Source organism: Chryseobacterium sp. G0201 (assembly GCF_003815655.1).
GTDB lineage: Bacteria > Bacteroidota > Bacteroidia > Flavobacteriales > Weeksellaceae > Chryseobacterium.
This window is the reverse complement of the sequence record NZ_CP033917.1, coordinates 1,661,488-1,682,463: the sequence shown is the minus strand read 5'-3', so window position 1 is coordinate 1,682,463 and position 20,976 is coordinate 1,661,488. Positions and strand designations below refer to the sequence as shown.

Below are 20,976 nucleotides of genomic sequence, written 5' to 3'. Positions count from 1 at the left end.
AAATTAGAAGTATAAATGGCTTCAAACAAAATACAATTTAGAAGTATTCATGAACTTAAAGACCCAGCTTTAAATAATAAGCTGGCTCAGAAAGAGTTTCAGGAAGAAATTCCGGTAGAAGATTTCCTTGGAGATGCTGAACAAAACGGATCAAGTACTTCAAGAAGAGATTTCTTAAAGTTACTAGGATTCTCTACAGCGGCGGTAACGCTTGCTGCTTGTGAAGCTCCGGTAATTAAAACGATTCCTTACGTGGTAAAACCTCATGATATTATTCCGGGGGTTCCAAATTTCTACGCTTCAACATATTTTGATGGATTCGATTTCGCTAGTGTTTTAGTAAAAACTCGTGAAGGTAGACCAATCAAAATTGATCCAAACCCGGCTGCTGGTGATTTAGGTAAAACTAACGCTAGAGCTCAGGCAGCAGTACTTTCTCTTTATGATAATGATAAAGTAAAGCAACCTAAGCTAGACGGTAAAGACGAAACTTTCGATAAAGTAGATGATTTCGTTCTTAAAGGATTAGAAGAAGCTAAGGCAGCTGGTAAGAAGATCGTTCTTTTATCTCAATCTTTTGCTTCACCTACTTTCAAAAAGTTATTCGCTGATTTTAAAGCAAAATATCCTACAGCTGAATTAGTAACTTTTGATGCTTTCCCTTACTCTGCAGGATTAGATGCTGCTCAGGAAGTATTCGGACAAAGAGCATTACCTGTTTACGATCTTAAAGGTTCTGAATTAGTAGTTTCTTTCCAGGCAGATTTCTTAGGAGATTACAACGCGGGAAGCTTAGAAACTTCTTTTGCAGAAGCAAGAAAACCGGGAGCAAACATGTTGAGACACATCCAAGTGGAATCAAACATGTCTTTAACTGGTGCTAATGCTGACTCAAGATATAGATTAAAGCCAAGTGCTGTAAACAAAACTTTAGTTGAAGTTTACAATGCAATCGTAGGAGGAGGCGCTGCTTCTGACAAGATTGCTTCTGAGATCGTAAAAGAATTACAGGCTAAAGGCAGCAAAGCTGTAGTATTGGCTGACGGTTCTAAAGGAGCTCAGGTTCTTGCACACTTGATCAACCAAAAATTAGGCTCAGTAGCTTTCACTGGTAAAGCAAACTTCTTAAGAGAATTTGACAAAGCAAGATATAACGAATTCTTAACATGGGTAAACGCAGGACAGGTTGGAGTATTAATTACAAACAACGTAGATCCTATCTATTCTCATCCAAAAGGAGAAGATTTCAAAAAATCTTTAACTAAGGTTCCTTATGTAATTGCTGTTGCAGATAAGAAAAATGAAATGTACAAGGCAGCGAAAGCTGTAATTCCTGTAGCTAACTGGCTAGAATCTTGGGGTGATATGGAGCCTCAGACCGGAGTTTATACATTAATGCAGCCAACAATTCAAAAAATCTACAAATCAAGACAGATTGAAGAATCTCTATTGGTTTGGAAAAACGGAAAAAACAACGCTGCTAATAACTACTACGATTATTTAAAAGCTAGTTCTGCTTCAATCTTAGGGGCAACTTCTTTCAACAAAGCTTTATATAACGGTATCGTTCCTTCTAATAATGCAACAACGTTGTCTTATGCTGGTGGAAATGCTGCTCAAGCTATTGCTGAATTAGGAAACTTCAAAGCTTCTGATCTGGAATTGGTATTATATACTAAGACTTCAATGGGAGATGGTACTCAGGCAAACAACCCTTGGTTGCAGGAATTACCGGATCCGATCACTAGAATGTCTTGGGATAACTACTTGACAATTTCTCCTAAAGATGCAGAAAGATTAGGTATTGAAAACGATCTTAATGCTAGAATGCAGTTAGACGGTTCAATCGTAAACCTTACTGTAAACGGAGTAACAATAAAAGATGTTCCTGTATTCATTCAACCGGGACAAGCAGACGGATCAGTAGGTCTTGCGCTTGGATATGGTAAGAAAAACTCAGGAGCTACCGCTGATACAGGTGTAAACGCTTATCCTTTATTTGATGGTTCTAACTTAGTTGTATCAAACGCTAAGATTGAAAAAACAGGTGAAGATCATGAATTTGCAGGTATTCAGCTTCAGAATACTCTAATGGGACGTTACGAGATTGCTAAAGAAGTTCCTTTAGCTGAATATATCAACGTAGCATTCGATGACGAGCACAAAGGATGGAACAAGCCTTTGGAGTACCACACGATCAGCGGAGCATTGCCAGCTGGTAAAATTGACCTTTGGGATGCATTCGATGATACAGATGGTCCTCACTTCAACTTATCAGTTGACTTGAACTCTTGTACTGGTTGTGGAGCATGTATTATTGCTTGTCAGGCAGAAAACAACGTTCCTGTTGTAGGTAAAGAAGAGATCAGAATGTCCAGAGATATGTATTGGTTAAGAATTGACCGTTACTACTCTGCTAAAGAAAAGATCGAAACTAAAGAAGGTATTGAAAGAGGACTTAACGTTCCTAACTTATACGACATCTTAATCGAGCCAAACGAAAGTCCTGATGTGATTTTCCAACCGGTAATGTGTCAGCACTGTAACCACGCTCCATGTGAAACTGTATGTCCGGTAGCGGCTACTTCTCACAGTAAGCAAGGTCAAAACCACATGGCTTACAATAGATGTATCGGTACTAGATATTGTGCAAACAACTGTCCGTACAAAGTAAGACGTTTCAACTGGTTTACATATAACTTGAATGATAAATTCGACTTCAATCAAAATAACGATTTAGGAAGAATGGTTCTTAACCCGGATGTTGTTGTAAGAACAAGAGGGGTTATGGAGAAATGTTCAATGTGTATCCAAAAGACTCAGGCAACTATTCTTTCAGCTAAAAAAGAGGGAAGAAAAGTTACAGACAATGAATTCCAAGAATCGGTTGCTTGTGCAGCAGCTTGTTCTACAGGATCCATGAAGTTTGGAGATATGAATGACAAAGAATCTGAAGTTAGAAAATTATATTCTAGCAACAGAAGATATTATTTACTAGAAGAGATCGGAACCAAGCCAAACGTGTTCTATCACACTAAAGTAAGAAACAGAGTAGAAAAATAAAGTTTAAATAATAAATAGGTAAAAAATGTCAGGACATTACGAAGCTCCGATAAGGGAACCTCTAATTATTGGTCACAAAACTTATCACGATATTACAGAAGATATCGCACGACCTATCGAAGAAAGAGCAGGAAAATTATGGTGGGTATCACTATATGCAGCCTTAGTTCTTTTCATCTACGGATTCGGCTGTATCGCTTATACTATCGGGACAGGTATTGGAGCATGGGGGCTTAACAGAACTATTAACTGGGGTTGGGATATTACCAACTTCGTATGGTGGGTAGGTATCGGTCACGCCGGAACACTTATCTCCGCAGTATTATTATTATTTAGACAGCGTTGGAGAATGTCTGTAAACCGTTCAGCTGAAGCGATGACTATCTTCGCGGTTGTTCAGGCGGCAATCTTCCCTGTTATCCACATGGGTAGAGTTTGGGTAGGATATTGGGTTTTCCCTTTACCTAACCAGTTTGGTTCTCTTTGGGGGAACTTCAACTCTCCTCTACTTTGGGACGTATTTGCGATCTCTACGTATTTCTCAGTATCAACCGTATTCTGGTTCATGGGATTAATCCCTGACTTTGCGATGATCAGAGATAGAGCAAAAACTCCTTGGACAAAGAAAATTTATACATTCCTAGCATTCGGTTGGGGTGGTAAAGCAAAACACTGGCAGAGATTCGAAGAATTATCTTTGGTTCTTGCAGGTTTAGCTACTCCACTTGTATTCTCAGTACACACTACCGTATCTTTTGACTTCGCAACTTCGGTTATTAAAGGATGGCACTCTACGATCTATCCTCCTTACTTCGTTGCAGGGGCGATCTTCTCAGGATTTGCAATGGTACAAACACTATTGTTGATCGCTAGAAAAGTTTGTCATTTAGAAGACTATATTACAATGTATCATATCGAAATTATGAACATCGTAATCATCCTAACAGGTGGTATGGTAACTGTAGCTTATGCAACTGAATATTTCATCGGATGGTACTCAGGATCAAGATTTGAAGACTTTACTTATCTTTCTCCAGGTGCAGCAACCGGTCCTTACTGGTGGGCGTTCTGGGCATTGATTAGCTGTAACTTAATTATTCCTGCACTATTCTGGTTCAAGAGAATAAGAACAAATATCATTGCAACATTTATTATTGCATTAATCATCAACATCGGTATGTGGTTCGAGCGTTTTGATATCATCGTTATCAACCTTTCTAGAGACTACTTACCTGGATCTTGGACAATGTTTAAACCAACGATCATTGATGTGGGTGTATATTTAGGAACAATCGGATTCTTCTCTGTATTATTCTTATTATACGCAAGAACATTCCCTGTAATTGCACAGGCCGAATTGAAATCAATTCTGAAAATCTCAGGTGAAACTTATAAAGCAAAAGAAGGAGATGAGCACCACTAAAATTGTATACGGACTTTATGCTGACGACGACGATTTAATGAACGGCGTTAAGGCATTCAACGATAAAGGGATTGCGATAAACGAAGTTTATACTCCATTCCCGGTTCACGGACTAGATAAAGCTTTAGGTTTAAAGAAAACTAGAATCTCTGATGCTGCATTCTTCTACGCACTTTATGGTGTTACTATTGGTGCAACAGTTACTTGGTACGTAATGAACCATGACTGGCCTCAAAACATTGGTGGTAAACCTGCTTTTGACTGGGCGCACAACATGCCTGCATTCGTAGTTCCAATGTTTGAATTGATGGTTTTCTGTGCCGCTCACATGATGTCATTGACTTTCTTAGTAAGAAACAAAATGTATCCCGGAGCTCCTGCACAAAACCCTGATCCTAGAACTACAGATGATAAATTCCTTATGGAGTTTGTAACTGAAGATGTAGAATCTGTGAAGCAGTTGCTTATTGAGACTGGAGTTGAAGAAATAACTGTTAAAGACGCTTAAAATGAAAAAGAATGTATTAAAAATTACAGCAATTTTAGGTTTAACTACAGTTTTACTTAATTCTTGCGGACCGAAAGAAAACACTCCGTTGGTATATTTCCCGGATATGTACTTTCCTGTAGCTTATGATCCATTGATGAAGGCTCAGGATGCGTATTCAGATCATGAAAATGAAATTCCGGCGTTTGTTAAAAATAGTTTTGCAACAGGTCTTGCTCCAGTAGAAGGATCGGTAGCTCAAAATAAAGACGGTGTTTTTGAAGAAGGTTTACTTCCAAAAAATGCAGACGAATATAATGCAGGATATGATGCATCTAAAAAGATGACTGCTTCTCCTTTAAATCCGGCAAATGCTGCTAAGGATATCGAAAGAGGAAAAATACTTTTTGACCATACTTGTGCTGCATGTCATGGAACAGGAGGTGATGGACAGGGACCAATTGTACAAAGCGGTGCTTTCTCTGGTGTACCAAACTATGCTGATAGAGAAATTACTGTAGGGTCTGTTCATTATGTACTAACAAACGGTAGAAACGCGATGGGTTCTTATGCAGGACAACTTAACGCTGGAGACAGATGGAGAGTTGCAATGTATGTGATGAGCGCCTTCAAAAAAGGAGCGGCAGCACCCGCAGCAGCTACAACGGCTACAGCTACACCAGCTGCAGCTGCAACAGAGACTACTACCGAAACTAAAAAATAAGAAAAGAAATGTATAGTTTTTCACCAAAATTAAAATCAACTTCTCTAATACTTCTTGTTGTAGGTTTAGTTCTGTTTGGTATTGGTTTTTTCTTGAATAAAGGAATTAGCACAGAAAGAATAGAACAAATGATGGAAGCTGTTCATGCTTCTGGTCACACTGCTCCTACACATTCAAGTGAAATGATTGGTCCTCAGGATCACGCTGCTCACTTGGAACATGCGGAACTACAGATTCACAATCAGCCTTTAGCGGCAATACACTTTGTGGCTGTATTTTTCTTTGGAGTAAGCTGCGCAGTATTATTTTTCTATTGTATTCAGCACGCTGCTCACGCAGGATGGCCGATCATCATTACAAGAGTAATGGAAGCGATTGCTTCTTACATCCCTTACGGTGGTGCAATCTTGGTAATTCTAATGTTATTGAACATTTTTCACCAAGGTCACCTATTCCACTGGATGGATCCGGATTTAACAGATCCAAACTCTGCACATTTTGATGTGATCTTATTTGAAAAGAAAAGATTCTTAAATATTCCTTTCTATGCAATCAGAACATTGATCTACGTAATCGGAGCATCATTCTTCGCATGGAAATTGAAAGCACAGTCTAAAAAAGTAGATGATACAAAATCATTAGTTGAGTATCAATTCCTTTACAGATGGGCTGTTGGATATATCGCATTCTTCGGGTTTGCTTCTGCAGCTTGGGCTTGGGACTGGTTGATGTCTATTGACCCTCACTGGTATTCTACAATGTATATCTGGTATTCAATGGTTAGTTGCCTTTCAAGTGGTATTGCTGTTATCATTTTATTAAGTGTTTATCTTAAGAAAAATGGTTTCTTACCACAGTTCAATGACAATCACTTGCATGATTTAGGAGTTTTCCTTTTCGCTACAAGTATGCTTTGGACGTACACGTGGTTTGCACAGTTTATGCTTTATTGGTATGCAAACGTACCGGAAGAGGTTAACTACTTCTTTGGAAGATTTCAACATTACGGTGTTACTTTCTTACCAATGTTGATCATCAACTTCTTATTACCATTATTGGTATTAGTAAGTAGTAGTATTAAGAGAAACTACAAAGTGGTTACAGTAATGGCAGTTGTGGTTATTTTAGGTCACTTGTTAGATTACTTTAACATGGTAATGCCGGGAACGGTAGGACCTTTCTGGAACACTCCGGAAGTATTGTTGCTAATATTAGGAGCTGTATTATTTGTAGTTGGATTATTTATGTTTACAGTGCTTTCTGCATTAGCTAAACTTAAATTGATTCCTACAGGTAACCCATTCTTACATGAATCTGAAATTTATGAGTATCCTTTCTAAGGACTTGTAACATAATAAAACTTTAAAAGACTGATTATTAAATAATCAGTCTTTTTTTATGGAATAAATCCACCATTCCATGCAACTTTTTTAAAATTAAGTTGTCTTATGAATAGATTGGTTATATAACTATTAAAAAATTATTATGAAAAAAGGTTATCTGTTCTACATGTTATTCGTTTTTGCATTTCAAATCATCAATGCACAATCCATTACTTTTGTTTCGGAAAAAACAAATAAACCACTTCCTAAAGTTTCAGTTTTCGGAAAAGACGGAAGCGTTCTTGCTTTTTCTGATATTGATGGAAAAATAGATAAGAAATCTATAGATCCGGCGCAGGAAAAATTCCAAATCATCTATGATAATTTTTCGGTTGCAACGATCTCCTATTCAGACTTTGATAAAGAAGTAATAAAGATCAATGACCGAGTAAAAGATATCGAAACGGTAGTTATTAAAAATAATAAGCCTGCAAAGTATATTTTTGTGAAAGGAAACTTTAATTCTTATGTAACAGTCAACAACAAACTGAATTGTTATACAGATGGAATCGTCACATACATTTTTGATAATAAAACCAAGAAACTAAAAAGTACTAATGTTGAGCAATACAGAATCTACAAACTGGAAGATGTAAAGTTTGAAAAAAAGCAGACTGCAATGTGGGATTATGATTCAACACTGGAGGTTCCGGATTTAAAAGAAGTGGGAAATATTTTAGACTATAAAAGTAAAAGATCAACCATTAAAGAACTCAAAGGCGAGCAAAAAGATCAAATCGAAATTACCGGCGAAGCTTTACAGAAAAAAGAATTTGCATTGTTCGGATACAGATTTTTTGATATTAAAAGCATTTTAAATCTTTCCTATGAAAAAGGAAGCAAAAAAACATTACGTGATTTATTAGAATTTAATGAAATCAATTTTTTAAAGTTAAAACATAAAAGCGAGCCGGATTACAATCAATTGATTCTTTATACCAATTTCTATCCTACAGAATTAAATTTCAGCAACGAAAACGACATTGAAAAAGTGAAATTCAGAACAGATAACAGCAATTATCAGACAAAGTTCTGGGAAACACCATCTTTTCCGAACATGCAGAGCGTTTTCAGCTCATTCTTTAAAGATGATTTAAAAGAGCAACAAAATAAAAAATAAAAAATGTCTATTAGTAAAGGTTTTATTAAATTTGTAGCAAACCAAAAAAACATGAAAAAGTTTTCTTTTCTACTAATTTTCAGCTTATTGCTTTTTACGGCATGTAAGAAAGATCATGTAGATGCTACAAGTACGCAAACTTTACAGTCTAGTATCAACGATATGACCTCTAGTCTTCCTACCATTAAACAGATAAAATTTAATGAAGCTCTTTATATTCTTAAAACATTTGGAGTAGAAGCTGAAGGTGATGTCAACGAATTGAAAGCTCTTGGCCAGCTTATTAACGGAAAAAAAGTTCCAGAAATCCTGACAATGGCCGATCAGGTTGCACAGAAAAACGGTATCGATTGGGCAAGTACTGCTCCACCTTCATTAGGAGAAATGAATATCTTCGGTGACGACAAAGCAAAAGAAAGCGATCCAAACGATGTTAAAGCAAGCTCTTTAAGCCTCATCACAAGACCTTCTGCGGATGACGGAAATGGCGCAACTGCGATCCAGATCATTCCAAGATTGGTAGATAATGCAGGAAATCCTGTTGCATTTACAGGAGCTGGATTAGAAGCTACATTAGAAGTCTTCAGCAACGGAGTAAGACTTTCTACCGCTAAAAACCTGATGCAGGATAATAATTTCAAAGGATTTAACTTGAAATTCTCATCACTTCTTGCTTCAAAAGTGGTTGATAATAAAATAGACATCACAGTTTCTGTAAAAACGACTGCAAAAACTTTCAAAATGTCAAAAATAGGATTGGATGTGAATCCATCTGCATTGAAAGTTCCTGCACCTCCAAAAGTAGATTCAACAGCGGTAACTCAAGATCCTGCAGTTATTGATCCAAATAATCCTACGGCAACAGTTCCAACGACAGGAACAACAGATCCTGCAGCAACTACAACACCTGCTACACCAAAACAGCCGGTTGCAGATCCAAAAAATACAGTAACGAAGTTTTTAAATAATGTAAGTTCACAAAACCTTAAAGCGGCATTCGATGCATCAAACAATCCAAACTGGGGAAGTTATGAGTCTTTCTCTAACCCGACTTCAGGTTTTGGATCTGTGAAAAATGTGAGCGTTAAAAACATCAGTTCAAACGCTACAAATCCTAATAATGCAAGCGTAAATGCAACTTACGATGTTACCGATAAAAGCGGAAAAACAACTTCTTTAAAGGTAACTTTCGGACTTAAAAATGTAAACGGAGACTGGAAAATTTCCAGCTATAAAATAAACCCATAAATGGCTTCAAAAGAACTCATCAAAAAACTAGAAGATACGATTGAGAATATTCCTGATTTTCCGATTCCGGGGATTCAGTTTAAAGATATCTCTCCTATTTTCTTAGATCCAAAGCTTTACGAAGATGTAATTAAAGATCTGGTAGCATTCAGTAAAGGAAAAGTAGATGCAGTCTGCGGAATTGAAAGCCGAGGCTATTTATTCGGAATTGCGATTGCAGTAGCATTAGAAGTTCCGTTTATCCTGATCAGAAAAGCGGGAAAACTTCCTCCACCCATCATTTCAGAAAAATATGATCTGGAATATGGAAATGCAGTAATTGAAACCCGCGAAGGACAGATCAAAAAAGGACAAAGAATTTTAATTCACGATGATCTATTGGCAACAGGCGGAACTACAGAAGCAGCGGCTAAATTAGTTGAAAAACAAGGTGCAACCGTAACTCAATTCAGTTTCCTGATTGGTCTTAAAGGTCTTAATGGTGATGAAAAATTAAAAAAATTCAACTCCGAGATCTATCATATTTTAGAATATTAAAATGTACAAATACAAAGATGCTGAACAATGTTGAGCATCTTTTTTAATCTAAAAACAAGCAATTTTTCAAGAGTTTAAATGATTTATCTAAAGCTTTCACAGAGTTTTATTAATAATACCCTCAAAGTATTTTGTAAATCATTCAGAAACAATTAAATTTGCAGTTCAATTTTTAAGAATTTATGGCAAAACTTACAAAGAATGCTCAAAACGAGCAAGAAGGTAAAGAAACAGTAGAGTTTTTTAAAGACCTTGACAGAGAGGCTTTAAACACTGAAAGGTTTCTTGAAAAATATTCAAAGCCTCTAGGTATTGTTTTTGGCGCACTTGTTTTAGGTGTTCTAGGGTTTTTCGCTTATCAGCAATTTATTGTAGCTCCTAAAAATGTTGAAGCTATGAAAACTTTCCTTTCTGCTCAGAAAAATCTTATGGAAGGTAAAGATAAAGAAGCTTTGGGAGGGAAATCTGCTGCAAACCCAGGTTTTGTAGGTACTTATAACGATTATTCTTCTACAAATGTTGGTAAACTTGCAGGATACAACGCTGGTTTATTAAAATTCAAAGAAGGAAAATTCCAGGAAGCTTATGATCTTTTAGATCAATTTTCATCTGATAACAAAACATTGATGGCAATGAAATATGGCGCAATGGCAGATGCAAAATCAGGTCTTAACAAAAATGACGAAGCTTTATCATTATTAGACAAAGCATCTTCTGCATCTGATGATCCTTATACTACTTACTATTTCACAAGAAAAGCAGGTATTTTAGCATTAGGATTAAAGAAAAATGCAGATGCTAAAAAATATTTCTCTGCAATTGACGAAAAATATCAGGACTACGACAACGGAATGTCTGATTCTTATATTGAAATGACTAAATATTACTAAAAAATGGCAACAGTTAATCTATCCGATTACAAGCCACTTCATATAACTAATGCCGAAGATTTTTCTATCGGCATTGTTTTTTCTGAGTGGAATGATTTTGTAACATACAATCTTCGTGATGCAGCTTTGGAAATCCTTGAAAAAGAAGGCGTAAAAGCTGAAAATATTAAACTTTTCTCGGTTCCGGGAGCATTTGAGCTTAACTATGCAAGCATGCAGCTTTGCAAGGAAAGAAAATACGACGCGGTAATTGCCATAGGTTGCGTGATCCGTGGAGAAACTCCTCACTTCGATTTTGTTTGCTCGGCAGTAGCTCAGGGAATCAAAGACTGTAATATCTTAACCGATACTCCGACTATTTTCTGCGTATTAACAGACGATACCAAAGAACAGTCTATCGCAAGAAGCGGTGGCGATCTTGGAAATAAAGGAGTTGAAGCAGCTGTTACAGCGTTAAGAATGATAGATTTTAAAAAGAATTTATCTGAAAAAACTGGAAATATTGGTTTCGGACACTCATAATTTTAACATTCTTTATAAATTCATAAAACAAAAAGGACTATTATTTATAGTCCTTTTTTTATTGATAACTCCCTTATTTTCTGCACTAAATAAGGTTTTATCTTCAGACATCTATTTTTTAAGGATAAATTAAAAATTTATAAAACTCCTAATAAATAACATGTTTATGTATTTTTTATTAAATGATTGTGAACAAAAAGTATCTTTGCGAAAAATCAACTTATAATTCAACCAGATGATTACTCAAAAAATTAAACCTTTTTTATACTTGGGTATTTTTTACCTTATCGTTTCATTAGTTATAAGACTTGTTTTCTTATTTCATCCCATTACAACCGCAAGTTTTAGCTTTTTTGAGATCATTAAAGTATTATCGATCGGAATTATTAACGACATTTTTGTATTCACTATTGCGAGTGTGTTCTTAGCACTGTACTTTTTATTTCTATCAAATTCGAAGTACGATAAGCCTTACGGACATATCATATTAGGAATACTTATCCTTATTTTCCTTTACATCCTCGTTATTCCCAACAATATTTTTAAACAATATGGAGGCTCAATTGCTGAGATCGCACTCGCTTTTATTGGTTTAAAAATACTTTTCTTTGGATTAATGCTTTTCTTGCCGAGCAAAAGAATCCAGATCAGAAATGTTCTTTATTTCATCATATTATTCTTGTATTCGGTAATTATCATTTTCAATGCGGTAAGTGAGTATTTTTTTTATAATGAATTTGGCTTGAGATACAATTTCATCGCTGTAGATTATCTTATTTACACGAATGAAGTTATCGGAAACATCATGGAAAGTTATCCTGTTGTTCCTTTATTCCTTTCCATTTTTGCTGTTGGACTTGCGATCACATTTTTCATTTATAGAAAAACAAGAAAGGAGCTTCTGGACCTTCCGAATTTGAAACAGAAATTCATCTTGTTGGGTTCTTTCATTGTATTGGTTGCAGTAAGTTTATTAGGATTAAGTTTTACAACGAAAATAACCTCTCCAAATGTCTTTGCGGAAGAAATTGAAGCTAACGGATTACCAAAATTTTACTGGGCATTTACTCATAACGAACTAGATTATTTCCAGTTTTATCCTAAAATAGATCAAAAACTGGCTGAAAAAACTTTCTTAAGTCAATATACACAGCCAACTTTAACAAGAAATATCACCTCTGAGCAACCTGAATTAAAGAAAAACGTAGTCTTAATTTCCATTGAAAGTCTTTCTGCAGATTTTATGGAACATTATGGTAACACAGAAAAGCTTACTCCATTTCTGGATAGTTTGGCTGATAAATCAATGATGTTTACCAATCTTTATGCTACAGGAAACAGAACCGTTCGCGGCTTGGAAGCATTAACGCTTTGTATTCCTCCAACGGCTGGAGAAAGTATCATTAAAAGAGAAAATAATAAGAATAAATTCACGACCGGAAGTGTTTTCAAATCTAAAGGTTATGATGTGAAATTTTTATACGGCGGATACAGTTATTTTGACAATATGCAAGATTTCTTTGCCGGAAACGGTTATGGAATTGTTGACAGAGATAATTTTAAACCTGAAGAAATTTCTTTTGCCAATGTTTGGGGCGTTGCTGATGAAGATATGGCTAAAAAAGCAATTCAGGTGATGAATGCCGAATCAAAATCAGGAAAACCGTTTTTTAATCACTGGATGACGGTTTCCAATCACAGACCGTTTACTTATCCTGACGGAAGAATTGATATTCCAGGAAATGCAAAATCCCGTGAAGGCGGAGTAAAATATACCGACTATTCGCTTAGAAAGTTCTTTGAAATGGCTAAAAAACAAGATTGGTACAAAAATACAGTCTTCGTTATTATCGCTGATCATTGTGCTTCCAGCGCAGGAGACACAGAATTACCGATGGATAAATATAAAATTCCTGCAATGGTTTATTCTGACAGATTTATTCAGCCTCAAAAATTTGATAAACTGATGTCTCAGATCGATGTAATGCCGACTGTTTTTGGGCTATTGAATTTTAATTATCAATCTAAATTCTTAGGTCAGGATGTTTTCACAAAAGAATTTCAGCCTAAAGCTTATATTGCAACGTATCAGGACCTGGGATTTGTGAAAGATGATCATTTAACGATCATTTCGCCTGTAAGAATTATCAGACAATATTCTTTAAAACAAAAACCGGGTAAATTATCTCCTAAATTCAATATTTATTATGATGAAAATATTTTAAAAGATAATAATCAAAAGCTTGTTGATGAAACAATTTCAGCATACCAGTCCACTTCTTATTGGTTAAAAAACAATCAGTTGAATCGTTAATTTTAATCGTCAAAAATATTTTTCTTGAGAATTTTTCAAGTAAATATTTAATGTTAATATTAATTTTATATTTTTAACTTTACTAACAAAATTACACACTATGAAATGGACAGACGATAGAGGAGGCAACGTTGAAGACCGTCGCGGAGGCGGTGGAAGTGGCGGTGCAATTGTAGGTGGCGGACTTGGAACTTTAATTATTGCCGCTATCATCTTCTTTCTGGGAGGAGATCCTTCAAGCATATTAGGCTCTGGCAGCATGTCTTCACCGCAAACTCAGACTGAACAACGAGAATTAAGTGCCAATGACAAGAAAATTGGAGAAATGGTGGACATGATGGGAAAATGGAACATCCTTACATGGGACCAGATTTTCAAGGAAAACGGCATGACTTATACTCCTCCAAAAATCATTCTTTTTACAGAAACCACTCAGTCCGGTTGTGGAACTGCACAATCTGCAATGGGACCTTTTTATTGTCCTGCAGATCAGTCTGTTTACATGGATATGAGTTTCTTTAATGAGCTACAGCAAAAATTTGGAGCACAAGTTACCGAATTTACGATTGCTTACGTTTTGGCTCACGAAGTTGGCCACCATGTACAAACGCTTTTAGGAACAACCCAAAAAGTTGATGCTTTGAGAAGAAGCGGAAGATATTCTGAAACCGAAATGAACAGAGTTTCTGTTGCAACGGAGTTACAGGCTGATTTCTATGCCGGAGTTTGGGCTAAGAAAACAGATTCTAGAGAGCATATTTTAGAACCCGGCGATATTGAGTCTGCCATTGAAGCTGCACAGGCCGTTGGAGATGATAACATTCAGAAACGATCTCAGGGATATGTGAATCAGGAAAGCTTTACGCACGGCTCATCTGCACAGCGTAAAGAATGGTTTATGAAAGGTTATACTACCGGAGACATCAGACAAGGTGATACTTTCAATCAGCTTTTAAAATAAATTGATCCTTATAAAAATTAAAAACCCTGAAGAAGCTCTTCAGGGTTTTGTTTTATTTCAACTCTATCGGATTGCTGTTGTTTTTAGCTTCCTCTTTTATTCTGTCTTCCATTCTCTTTCTCATTTCGGCAGGATTTTGATTTCCACCACGGCCTCCACCGCCTCCACCTGATCTTGGTGAAGCAATACCACTACCTCCAATTCTGGTCTGAGAAAACCCTCCGCCTTGCTGGCTCATGAATGACATTGGATCAGTTCTGTATTTTTCCTGTTGTTTTAAATAATCTGCTCTTTTTACTTTAATGGTATTCCCAAACTGATTCATTGTCGGAAAATCGGCAATTTTATAGTTTTTCATTAAATCAAAAGAATACTCTCCCTGAGCATCTTCCACTTTTACGATCAACCCTGGAAGTCCCGTAAATTTGTACGGCCCATCCTGATAAGGTAAGTCTGTTGTAAACCACGCCGTCCATTTTCTACCACCAAAATCTGTTTCAGCTTTTTGAACTTTATACTCTCCAATTTTTGTGGTTTCAGGAAGTATTTTCCAGCTTAAGGGGCGATCTTCTTCGTAAGAATAATTATCTCGACCTATTCTATCTTTAAAAAAGGTCTTTTGGTTTGTTTTATCTTTTTCAATAGAATAATTAATAATCGACCTTAAACCTTCCATCTGATCTCTGTTGAAACTAATACCTCTTCCACCGTTAGTTTGAAAGCTTCTCTGCATAATAGAATCTCTTTTCAATCTGTTTTCAGAATAGAACATCGATTTTTCAGCTGAAATATCTAAGTATGCGTTTTCAGTTTTTATATCAGTTTTGTTTGCTGCATCCGGTTTCATGGTCACTTGGTACACAAATCTGTTGGCTTGTGCATAGATATTCTGCATGAATAATGCTAAAGCAATGATTCCTATTTTTTTCATTTTAAATTTTATTTTAATTCAATTGGGTTTTGGTTTATACTTTTTTTAAAAGATGTATTTTCTGTGTTAGAACTTTGAATTGATGGATTATTACCGTCCATCGCTCCTCTGTGAGACATTCCTTCGCCACCACCTGAGTGGTTGCCGCCTCTCATTCCGCCCATTCCACCGCCATGTCTTCCTCCGCCGTCTCCAAAGTTCTGCATTCCATTTCCGCCCAGTCGTTTATTTTTTGCAAACTCCAGTTCCACTGCAGCCTTATCTCCATTAAAGTTAATTCGTTTACTTTGTTTTGCATCAGAGCTAACGGGTTCTTCGAAAGCATTTTTAACGATAATTTTTTTAATAAGATCAAATTTATAATCGCCTTTATCATCTTCCAGCTTCACAATCGATCCTGGTAATCCTGAAAGTTTATAGGGCCCGTCAGAAATTGAAATCTCTTTTGTGAACCATGCCGTCCAGACTCTACCCCCAAAATTGGCAATCGCTTTTTGGGACGGATATCCATTCTGTTTTTCTGTAATATCTGTTATTTCCCATTTTACAGGTCTGTCTTCCTGATAATAAATTTGCTTTCCGGCTACTCTATCATAATAATAAACTTTCTGACTAGGAATATCTTTAATGATGTAATATTCAAAAAAAGTAGGTTCAAAATGTTTTTTGAGTCCAAGTTTCGAAAAATCTTTTTCCTCTTTTTTATTTTCTTTTTTTTCGTCAAGTTTAAATGTCGAGAATAAAGAATCTTTAATTAATTTATTCTCACTTATAAATAATGATCGATCGTCCTTAATATCTAAAAAAGTTTTCTCGTTCTTTAAACTGACCAGATTAATTGAATCAGGATTAACTGAAGTTTCATAAATGTATCTGATAGTCTGCCCGTAAGACATTGTTACTAAAAACAACATTAAAAAAACAAGCCCTTTCTTTTTCATTATTATTTATTTTATAGATAAAAAATCCTGATCAAAGTTAAATCAAAAACAGAATCTCCCGATTGGTGATAGAAAATTTATACAATTTTAACATTAACAATCATATCAATAATGAACTTAATAAGATTAGAATCATTAAAATAGATATCTTCAATTTGAGATTGCGGAAATTAGTTCGTATTTTTGCAAGATTAAATCATTCTAAATAAATACAATGATAAAAGTATCAGACCAAGCAAAGGCAAAAGCTATCCAACTTATGACGGAAGATGGCTTCAACCCTGCTGAAGATTATATAAGAGTTGGGGTAAAAAGTGGAGGATGTTCTGGTTTAGAGTATGTTTTGGGATTCGACAATCAAAAAGCAGACACAGATCAAATTTTTGAAGACAATGACGTAAAAATTGTTGTTGAGAAAAAAGCTATCCTTTATCTTGCAGGAACAATTCTTGAGTATTCAGGAGGATTAAACGGAAAGGGGTTTGTTTTCAACAATCCTAATGCATCCAGAACGTGTGGTTGTGGAGAGAGTTTTTCTTTATAATTAGAAGTTAGAAACTAGAGGTTAGAAGTTAGCATATCGCGAAATTTTAACATCTGCATTTTAACATCTAAAATCTATTAAAATGAGTAAATACACTGAAGACGACTTAAGAGTCGATTTAGAAAATAAGAAATATGAATTCGGTTGGGAAACAAAGATCGATTATGAAGATTTCCCGATTGGTTTAAATGAAGACATCGTCCGTGCCATCTCTGCTAAAAAAGAAGAGCCGGAATGGATGACAGAATGGCGTTTGGAATCTTTCAGAATCTGGCTGAAAATGACAGAACCTGATTGGGCAAACATTAAATATACAAAACCTAATTTTCAGGCGATTAAATATTATGCAGCCCCTAAATCTAAGCCAGAACTAGAAAGCTTAGATGAAGTAGATCCGGAATTATTGGCAACTTTTGCAAAATTAGGAATCAATATTGAGGAACAAAAAAGACTTTCAGGAGTTGCTGTAGATATCGTAATAGATTCAGTTTCTGTAAAAACGACCTTTCAGGACACGTTAATGGAAAAAGGAATTATTTTCTGTTCAATTTCTGAAGCGATCAAAAATCACCCGGATCTTGTGAAGAAATATCTTGGTAAAGTAGTTCCTAGAGGAGATAACTTCTATGCAGCATTAAATTCCGCAGTATTTTCTGACGGAAGTTTCTGCTATATTCCAAAAGGCGTAAGATGTCCGATGGAATTATCTACGTATTTCCGTATCAATCAAGCAGGTACAGGTCAGTTTGAAAGAACAATCGTTATTGCGGATGAAGGAAGTTATGTTTCTTATCTTGAAGGCTGTACAGCTCCATCAAGAGACGAAAACCAGCTTCACGCTGCTGTTGTAGAACTTATTGCAATGGATGGCGCTGAAATTAAATATTCAACCGTTCAAAACTGGTATCCTGGGAATGAAGAAGGAAAAGGAGGTGTTTTCAATTTTGTAACGAAAAGAGGACTTTGCGAAAGAAATGCAAAAATCTCTTGGACTCAGGTTGAAACAGGTTCTGCTGTTACTTGGAAATATCCGTCTTGTATCTTGAAAGGAGACAATTCAATCGGTGAGTTCTACTCTATTGCTGTGACCAACAATCACCAATATGCAGATACAGGAACAAAAATGATCCACATTGGTAAAAATACCAGATCAACGATTATTTCCAAAGGAATCTCTGCAGGAAAATCTCAGAATTCATACAGAGGTTTGGTAAAAGTAATGCCTTCTGCAAAAGGAGCAAGAAACTTCTCTCAGTGTGACTCTTTGCTAATGGGTAACGAATGTGGTGCACATACTTTCCCTTATATTGAAATTAAAGATCCTACAGCTCAATTAGAGCACGAGGCTACAACTTCAAAAATCGGTGAAGATCAGATTTTCTACTGTAACCAAAGAGGAATTGATACTGAAAGAGCAATTGCTTTGATCGTAAACGGTTTCAGTAAAGAAGTTTTAAATAAATTACCAATGGAATTTGCTATTGAAGCGCAGAAATTATTGGAAATTTCATTAGAAGGATCAGTAGGATAGATATATAAGCATTAAGTTTTTATTTGATAAATTCTTAATGTTTAAAACAAAAAATTAAGAAATAGTATTTCATTGATAAGTGTTAGCGCCTTTGTTTATCTTAAAAAAGCAAAGGAGATTAAAAAAAATCTTAGTCTAACCTTGCGATAAATTTAAAAGTATGTTAAATATAAAAAACTTGCACGCCAAAATTGCAGATGGCGCAGAAATTTTAAAAGGTATCAATCTCGAAATAAAACCGGGTGAAGTTCATGCCATCATGGGACCGAACGGAGCCGGAAAATCTACTCTTTCTTCTGTAATCGCAGGAAAAGAAGAGTATGAAGTTACAGACGGAGAAATTCTTTTTCAAGGAGAAGATATTATTGAAGACGCTCCGGAAGACAGAGCGCACAAAGGTATTTTCCTTTCTTTTCAATATCCTGTGGAAATTCCAGGGGTTTCTGTAACCAACTTTATCAAAGCTGCTTTAAACGAAACCAGAAAAGCAAACGGATTGGAAGACATGTCTGCAAAAGAAATGTTGGCTATGATTCGTGAGAAGTCTGAGCAATTAGGCATCAAAAAAGACTTTCTTTCAAGATCATTGAATGAAGGATTTTCAGGAGGTGAAAAGAAAAGAAACGAGATCTTCCAAATGATGATGCTTAACCCAAAATTGGCTATTCTTGATGAGACAGATTCAGGATTAGATATTGATGCATTGAGAATCGTTGCAGATGGTGTAAATACTTTCAAAAACGAAGGAAATGCAGTTCTTTTGATTACTCACTATCAAAGATTGCTTAACTATATTCAACCTGATTTTGTACACGTTTTAGCAGACGGAAAGATCATCAAAACAGGAGACAAATCTCTGGCCTTAGAGCTTGAAGAGAAAGGTTACGATTGGCTTCTTAACTAAGAAGAAAAAGTTTTCAGTTAAGATTTTATCAATTTTAACTAAAAAACAAAGCGGAAAAACCGCAGTATTATTACAATATTCAAATATATAAAAAAGGTGTGATGGCCGAAATCGCAGTAATGGCTTTATACGATCAAATTATTGACAACCACGGTGAATTTTTGGAAGGTCTTCGTCACAGATTTCTGGATGAAGATAGAAAATCTGCTCTTCAAAAGTTTGAAAGCATTGGTTTTCCGACCAAAAAAGACGAAGAATATAAATATACCAACATCAAAGAGATCACGGAAAAAAGTTATAACTTTTCCCCGAAAGAAAGTCACAATATCACCAAAGAGCAATTCGACCAATTGCATTTAGGCGAAGAAAATTTTGACTGGATCGTTTTTGTAAACGGTAAACTTCATAAAGAATTATCTAAAGTTTCTATCGAAAACGTAGAGTTCTTATCGTTCAATTACGCTTTGAATGATGAGAATCACAAAGAAGTTTTTGATAAATATTTTAATACAATTGCTGACGGAAATTCGGCTTTTACAGATTTAAATCTTGCTTATTGCAAATATGGTTTCTTTCTGAAAGTTCCGAAAAATGTCGTGATTGAAAAACCAATCCATGTTTTCTATATTTCTCAAAATCAAGAAGAAAACACCTTCTACAACACAAGAAACCTGTTGATCGTAGAAGATGGAGCAAAAGTGGAAATTATTGAAAGTCACCACAATTTTGATGATACATTTGTATTAACAAATTCTGTAACGGAGATTTTCACGTATCCAAATGCAAAGGCAGACTGGCATAAACTTCAAAACGATAATCATACGTCTTATCTTGTAGACAGCACTTTCGCAAAACAGGAAAAAGACAGTTTAACGACTGTAAACACATTCACTTTCGGAGGTAAATTGGTTAGAAATAATCTTGATTTTATTCATAATGGATCAAACATTAATTCATTCATGAACGGAATCACAATCATTGGGAAAGACCAATTGGTAGACCACCACACGGCGGTTCATCATAAGACACCCAACTGTGAAAGTTACCAGAATTATAAAGGTATTTTCAAAGATAATGCTCACGGTGTATTTAACGGAAAAGTTTTTGTTGATAAAATTGCTCAGAAAACGAATGCTTATCAGCAAAATAACAACGTTTTACTAAGTGAAGGAGCTACAATTGATACAAAACCTCAGTTAGAGATTTTCGCAGACGATGTGAAGTGTTCTCATGGCTGTACGGTTGGACAATTGAATGAAGATGCATTATTTTATCTAAGAGCAAGAGGTATTTCTAAAAAAGAAGCACAGGCTTTATTGTTATATGCATTTGCGAATGATGCCATGCAGAATATTGATATTGAACCTCTTAAAGAGAAAGTTTCAAAGCTTTTGGCAGAGAAATTAAACGTAGACATAGAGTTCTAAAAATAAATTGATCATAAAAAAGCACTT

18 protein-coding genes are annotated in these 20,976 nt (G+C 35.6%); 16 read left to right on the top strand and 2 right to left on the bottom strand.

What is annotated here, in order from left to right; all coding sequences use genetic code 11:
• The first annotated feature begins 15 nt into the window (after positions 1–15).
• The 12 genes from EG348_RS07545 (at position 16) to EG348_RS07490 (ending at position 14,671) form a co-directional block, all read left to right on the top strand.
• A complete protein-coding gene (locus EG348_RS07545; protein ID WP_123982128.1) occupies positions 16–3,063 on the top strand; it encodes a TAT-variant-translocated molybdopterin oxidoreductase in 3,048 nt (1,015 codons plus the stop codon).
• Positions 3,064–3,088: 25 nt separating this feature from the next.
• Positions 3,089–4,486 carry an NrfD/PsrC family molybdoenzyme membrane anchor subunit gene (gene nrfD, locus EG348_RS07540; RefSeq protein ID WP_072410253.1) on the top strand — a complete coding sequence of 466 codons (1,398 nt, stop codon included), beginning with the start codon at positions 3,089–3,091 and terminating at the stop codon, positions 4,484–4,486.
• Complete coding sequence (locus EG348_RS07535; RefSeq protein WP_034724188.1) at positions 4,473–4,994, top strand: DUF3341 domain-containing protein; 522 nt, start codon at positions 4,473–4,475, stop codon at positions 4,992–4,994. Before nrfD ends, EG348_RS07535 begins: the two co-directional genes overlap by 14 nt.
• Position 4,995: 1 nt before the next feature.
• Positions 4,996–5,697 (top strand): c-type cytochrome, encoded by a 702-nt coding sequence (locus EG348_RS07530; protein WP_123982126.1) that lies wholly within the window; start codon positions 4,996–4,998, stop codon positions 5,695–5,697.
• Positions 5,698–5,705: 8 nt separating this feature from the next.
• Positions 5,706–7,037 carry a quinol:cytochrome C oxidoreductase gene (locus EG348_RS07525; RefSeq protein ID WP_123982125.1) on the top strand — a complete coding sequence of 444 codons (1,332 nt, stop codon included), beginning with the start codon at positions 5,706–5,708 and terminating at the stop codon, positions 7,035–7,037.
• Positions 7,038–7,182: 145 nt separating this feature from the next.
• Positions 7,183–8,199, top strand: a complete 1,017-nt coding sequence (locus EG348_RS07520; RefSeq protein ID WP_123982123.1) for a hypothetical protein — start codon at positions 7,183–7,185, stop codon at positions 8,197–8,199.
• A gap of 51 nt (positions 8,200–8,250) precedes the next feature.
• Positions 8,251–9,447, top strand: coding sequence for a hypothetical protein (locus tag EG348_RS07515; protein WP_123982121.1), 1,197 nt, complete (start codon positions 8,251–8,253; stop codon positions 9,445–9,447).
• Complete coding sequence (locus tag EG348_RS07510; RefSeq protein ID WP_123982119.1) at positions 9,448–9,984, top strand: adenine phosphoribosyltransferase; 537 nt, start codon at positions 9,448–9,450, stop codon at positions 9,982–9,984. It begins immediately after the preceding gene.
• A 182-nt stretch (positions 9,985–10,166) separates the two neighbouring features.
• The gene (locus tag EG348_RS07505; RefSeq protein WP_123982117.1) at positions 10,167–10,874 is read left to right on the top strand and encodes a tetratricopeptide repeat protein; all 708 of its coding nucleotides are present in this window, start codon (positions 10,167–10,169) and stop codon (positions 10,872–10,874) included.
• Between the two features lie 3 nt (positions 10,875–10,877).
• Positions 10,878–11,396 carry a 6,7-dimethyl-8-ribityllumazine synthase gene (gene ribH / locus EG348_RS07500; RefSeq protein WP_123982115.1) on the top strand — a complete coding sequence of 173 codons (519 nt, stop codon included), beginning with the start codon at positions 10,878–10,880 and terminating at the stop codon, positions 11,394–11,396.
• Positions 11,397–11,631: 235 nt separating this feature from the next.
• Positions 11,632–13,710, top strand: coding sequence for an LTA synthase family protein (locus EG348_RS07495; RefSeq protein WP_123982113.1), 2,079 nt, complete (start codon positions 11,632–11,634; stop codon positions 13,708–13,710).
• Between the two features lie 100 nt (positions 13,711–13,810).
• Positions 13,811–14,671 (top strand): neutral zinc metallopeptidase, encoded by an 861-nt coding sequence (locus EG348_RS07490; RefSeq protein ID WP_123982111.1) that lies wholly within the window; start codon positions 13,811–13,813, stop codon positions 14,669–14,671.
• Positions 14,672–14,723: 52 nt separating this feature from the next.
• Here the strand turns inward: EG348_RS07490 and EG348_RS07485 are convergent, their stop codons facing one another.
• A complete protein-coding gene (locus EG348_RS07485) occupies positions 14,724–15,602 on the bottom strand; it encodes a GLPGLI family protein (RefSeq protein WP_123982109.1) in 879 nt (292 codons plus the stop codon).
• 8 nt (positions 15,603–15,610) lie between these two features.
• Positions 15,611–16,543, bottom strand: coding sequence for a GLPGLI family protein (locus tag EG348_RS07480; RefSeq protein ID WP_123982107.1), 933 nt, complete (start codon positions 16,541–16,543; stop codon positions 15,611–15,613).
• A 214-nt stretch (positions 16,544–16,757) separates the two neighbouring features.
• On the opposite strand from EG348_RS07480, the gene EG348_RS07475 reads away from it, so the two are divergent.
• The 4 genes from EG348_RS07475 (at position 16,758) to sufD (ending at position 20,949) form a co-directional block, all read left to right on the top strand.
• Positions 16,758–17,087, top strand: a complete 330-nt coding sequence (locus tag EG348_RS07475) for a HesB/IscA family protein (RefSeq protein ID WP_072410235.1) — start codon at positions 16,758–16,760, stop codon at positions 17,085–17,087.
• 82 nt (positions 17,088–17,169) lie between these two features.
• Positions 17,170–18,618 (top strand): Fe-S cluster assembly protein SufB, encoded by a 1,449-nt coding sequence (gene sufB / locus EG348_RS07470; RefSeq protein WP_123982105.1) that lies wholly within the window; start codon positions 17,170–17,172, stop codon positions 18,616–18,618.
• Between the two features lie 160 nt (positions 18,619–18,778).
• Positions 18,779–19,522, top strand: a complete 744-nt coding sequence (gene sufC / locus EG348_RS07465) for a Fe-S cluster assembly ATPase SufC (RefSeq protein ID WP_072410231.1) — start codon at positions 18,779–18,781, stop codon at positions 19,520–19,522.
• Positions 19,523–19,641: 119 nt separating this feature from the next.
• Entirely contained in the window at positions 19,642–20,949 is a 1,308-nt protein-coding gene (gene sufD / locus EG348_RS07460; protein ID WP_185145508.1) for a Fe-S cluster assembly protein SufD, read from the top strand.
• Positions 20,950–20,976 lie beyond the last annotated feature (27 nt).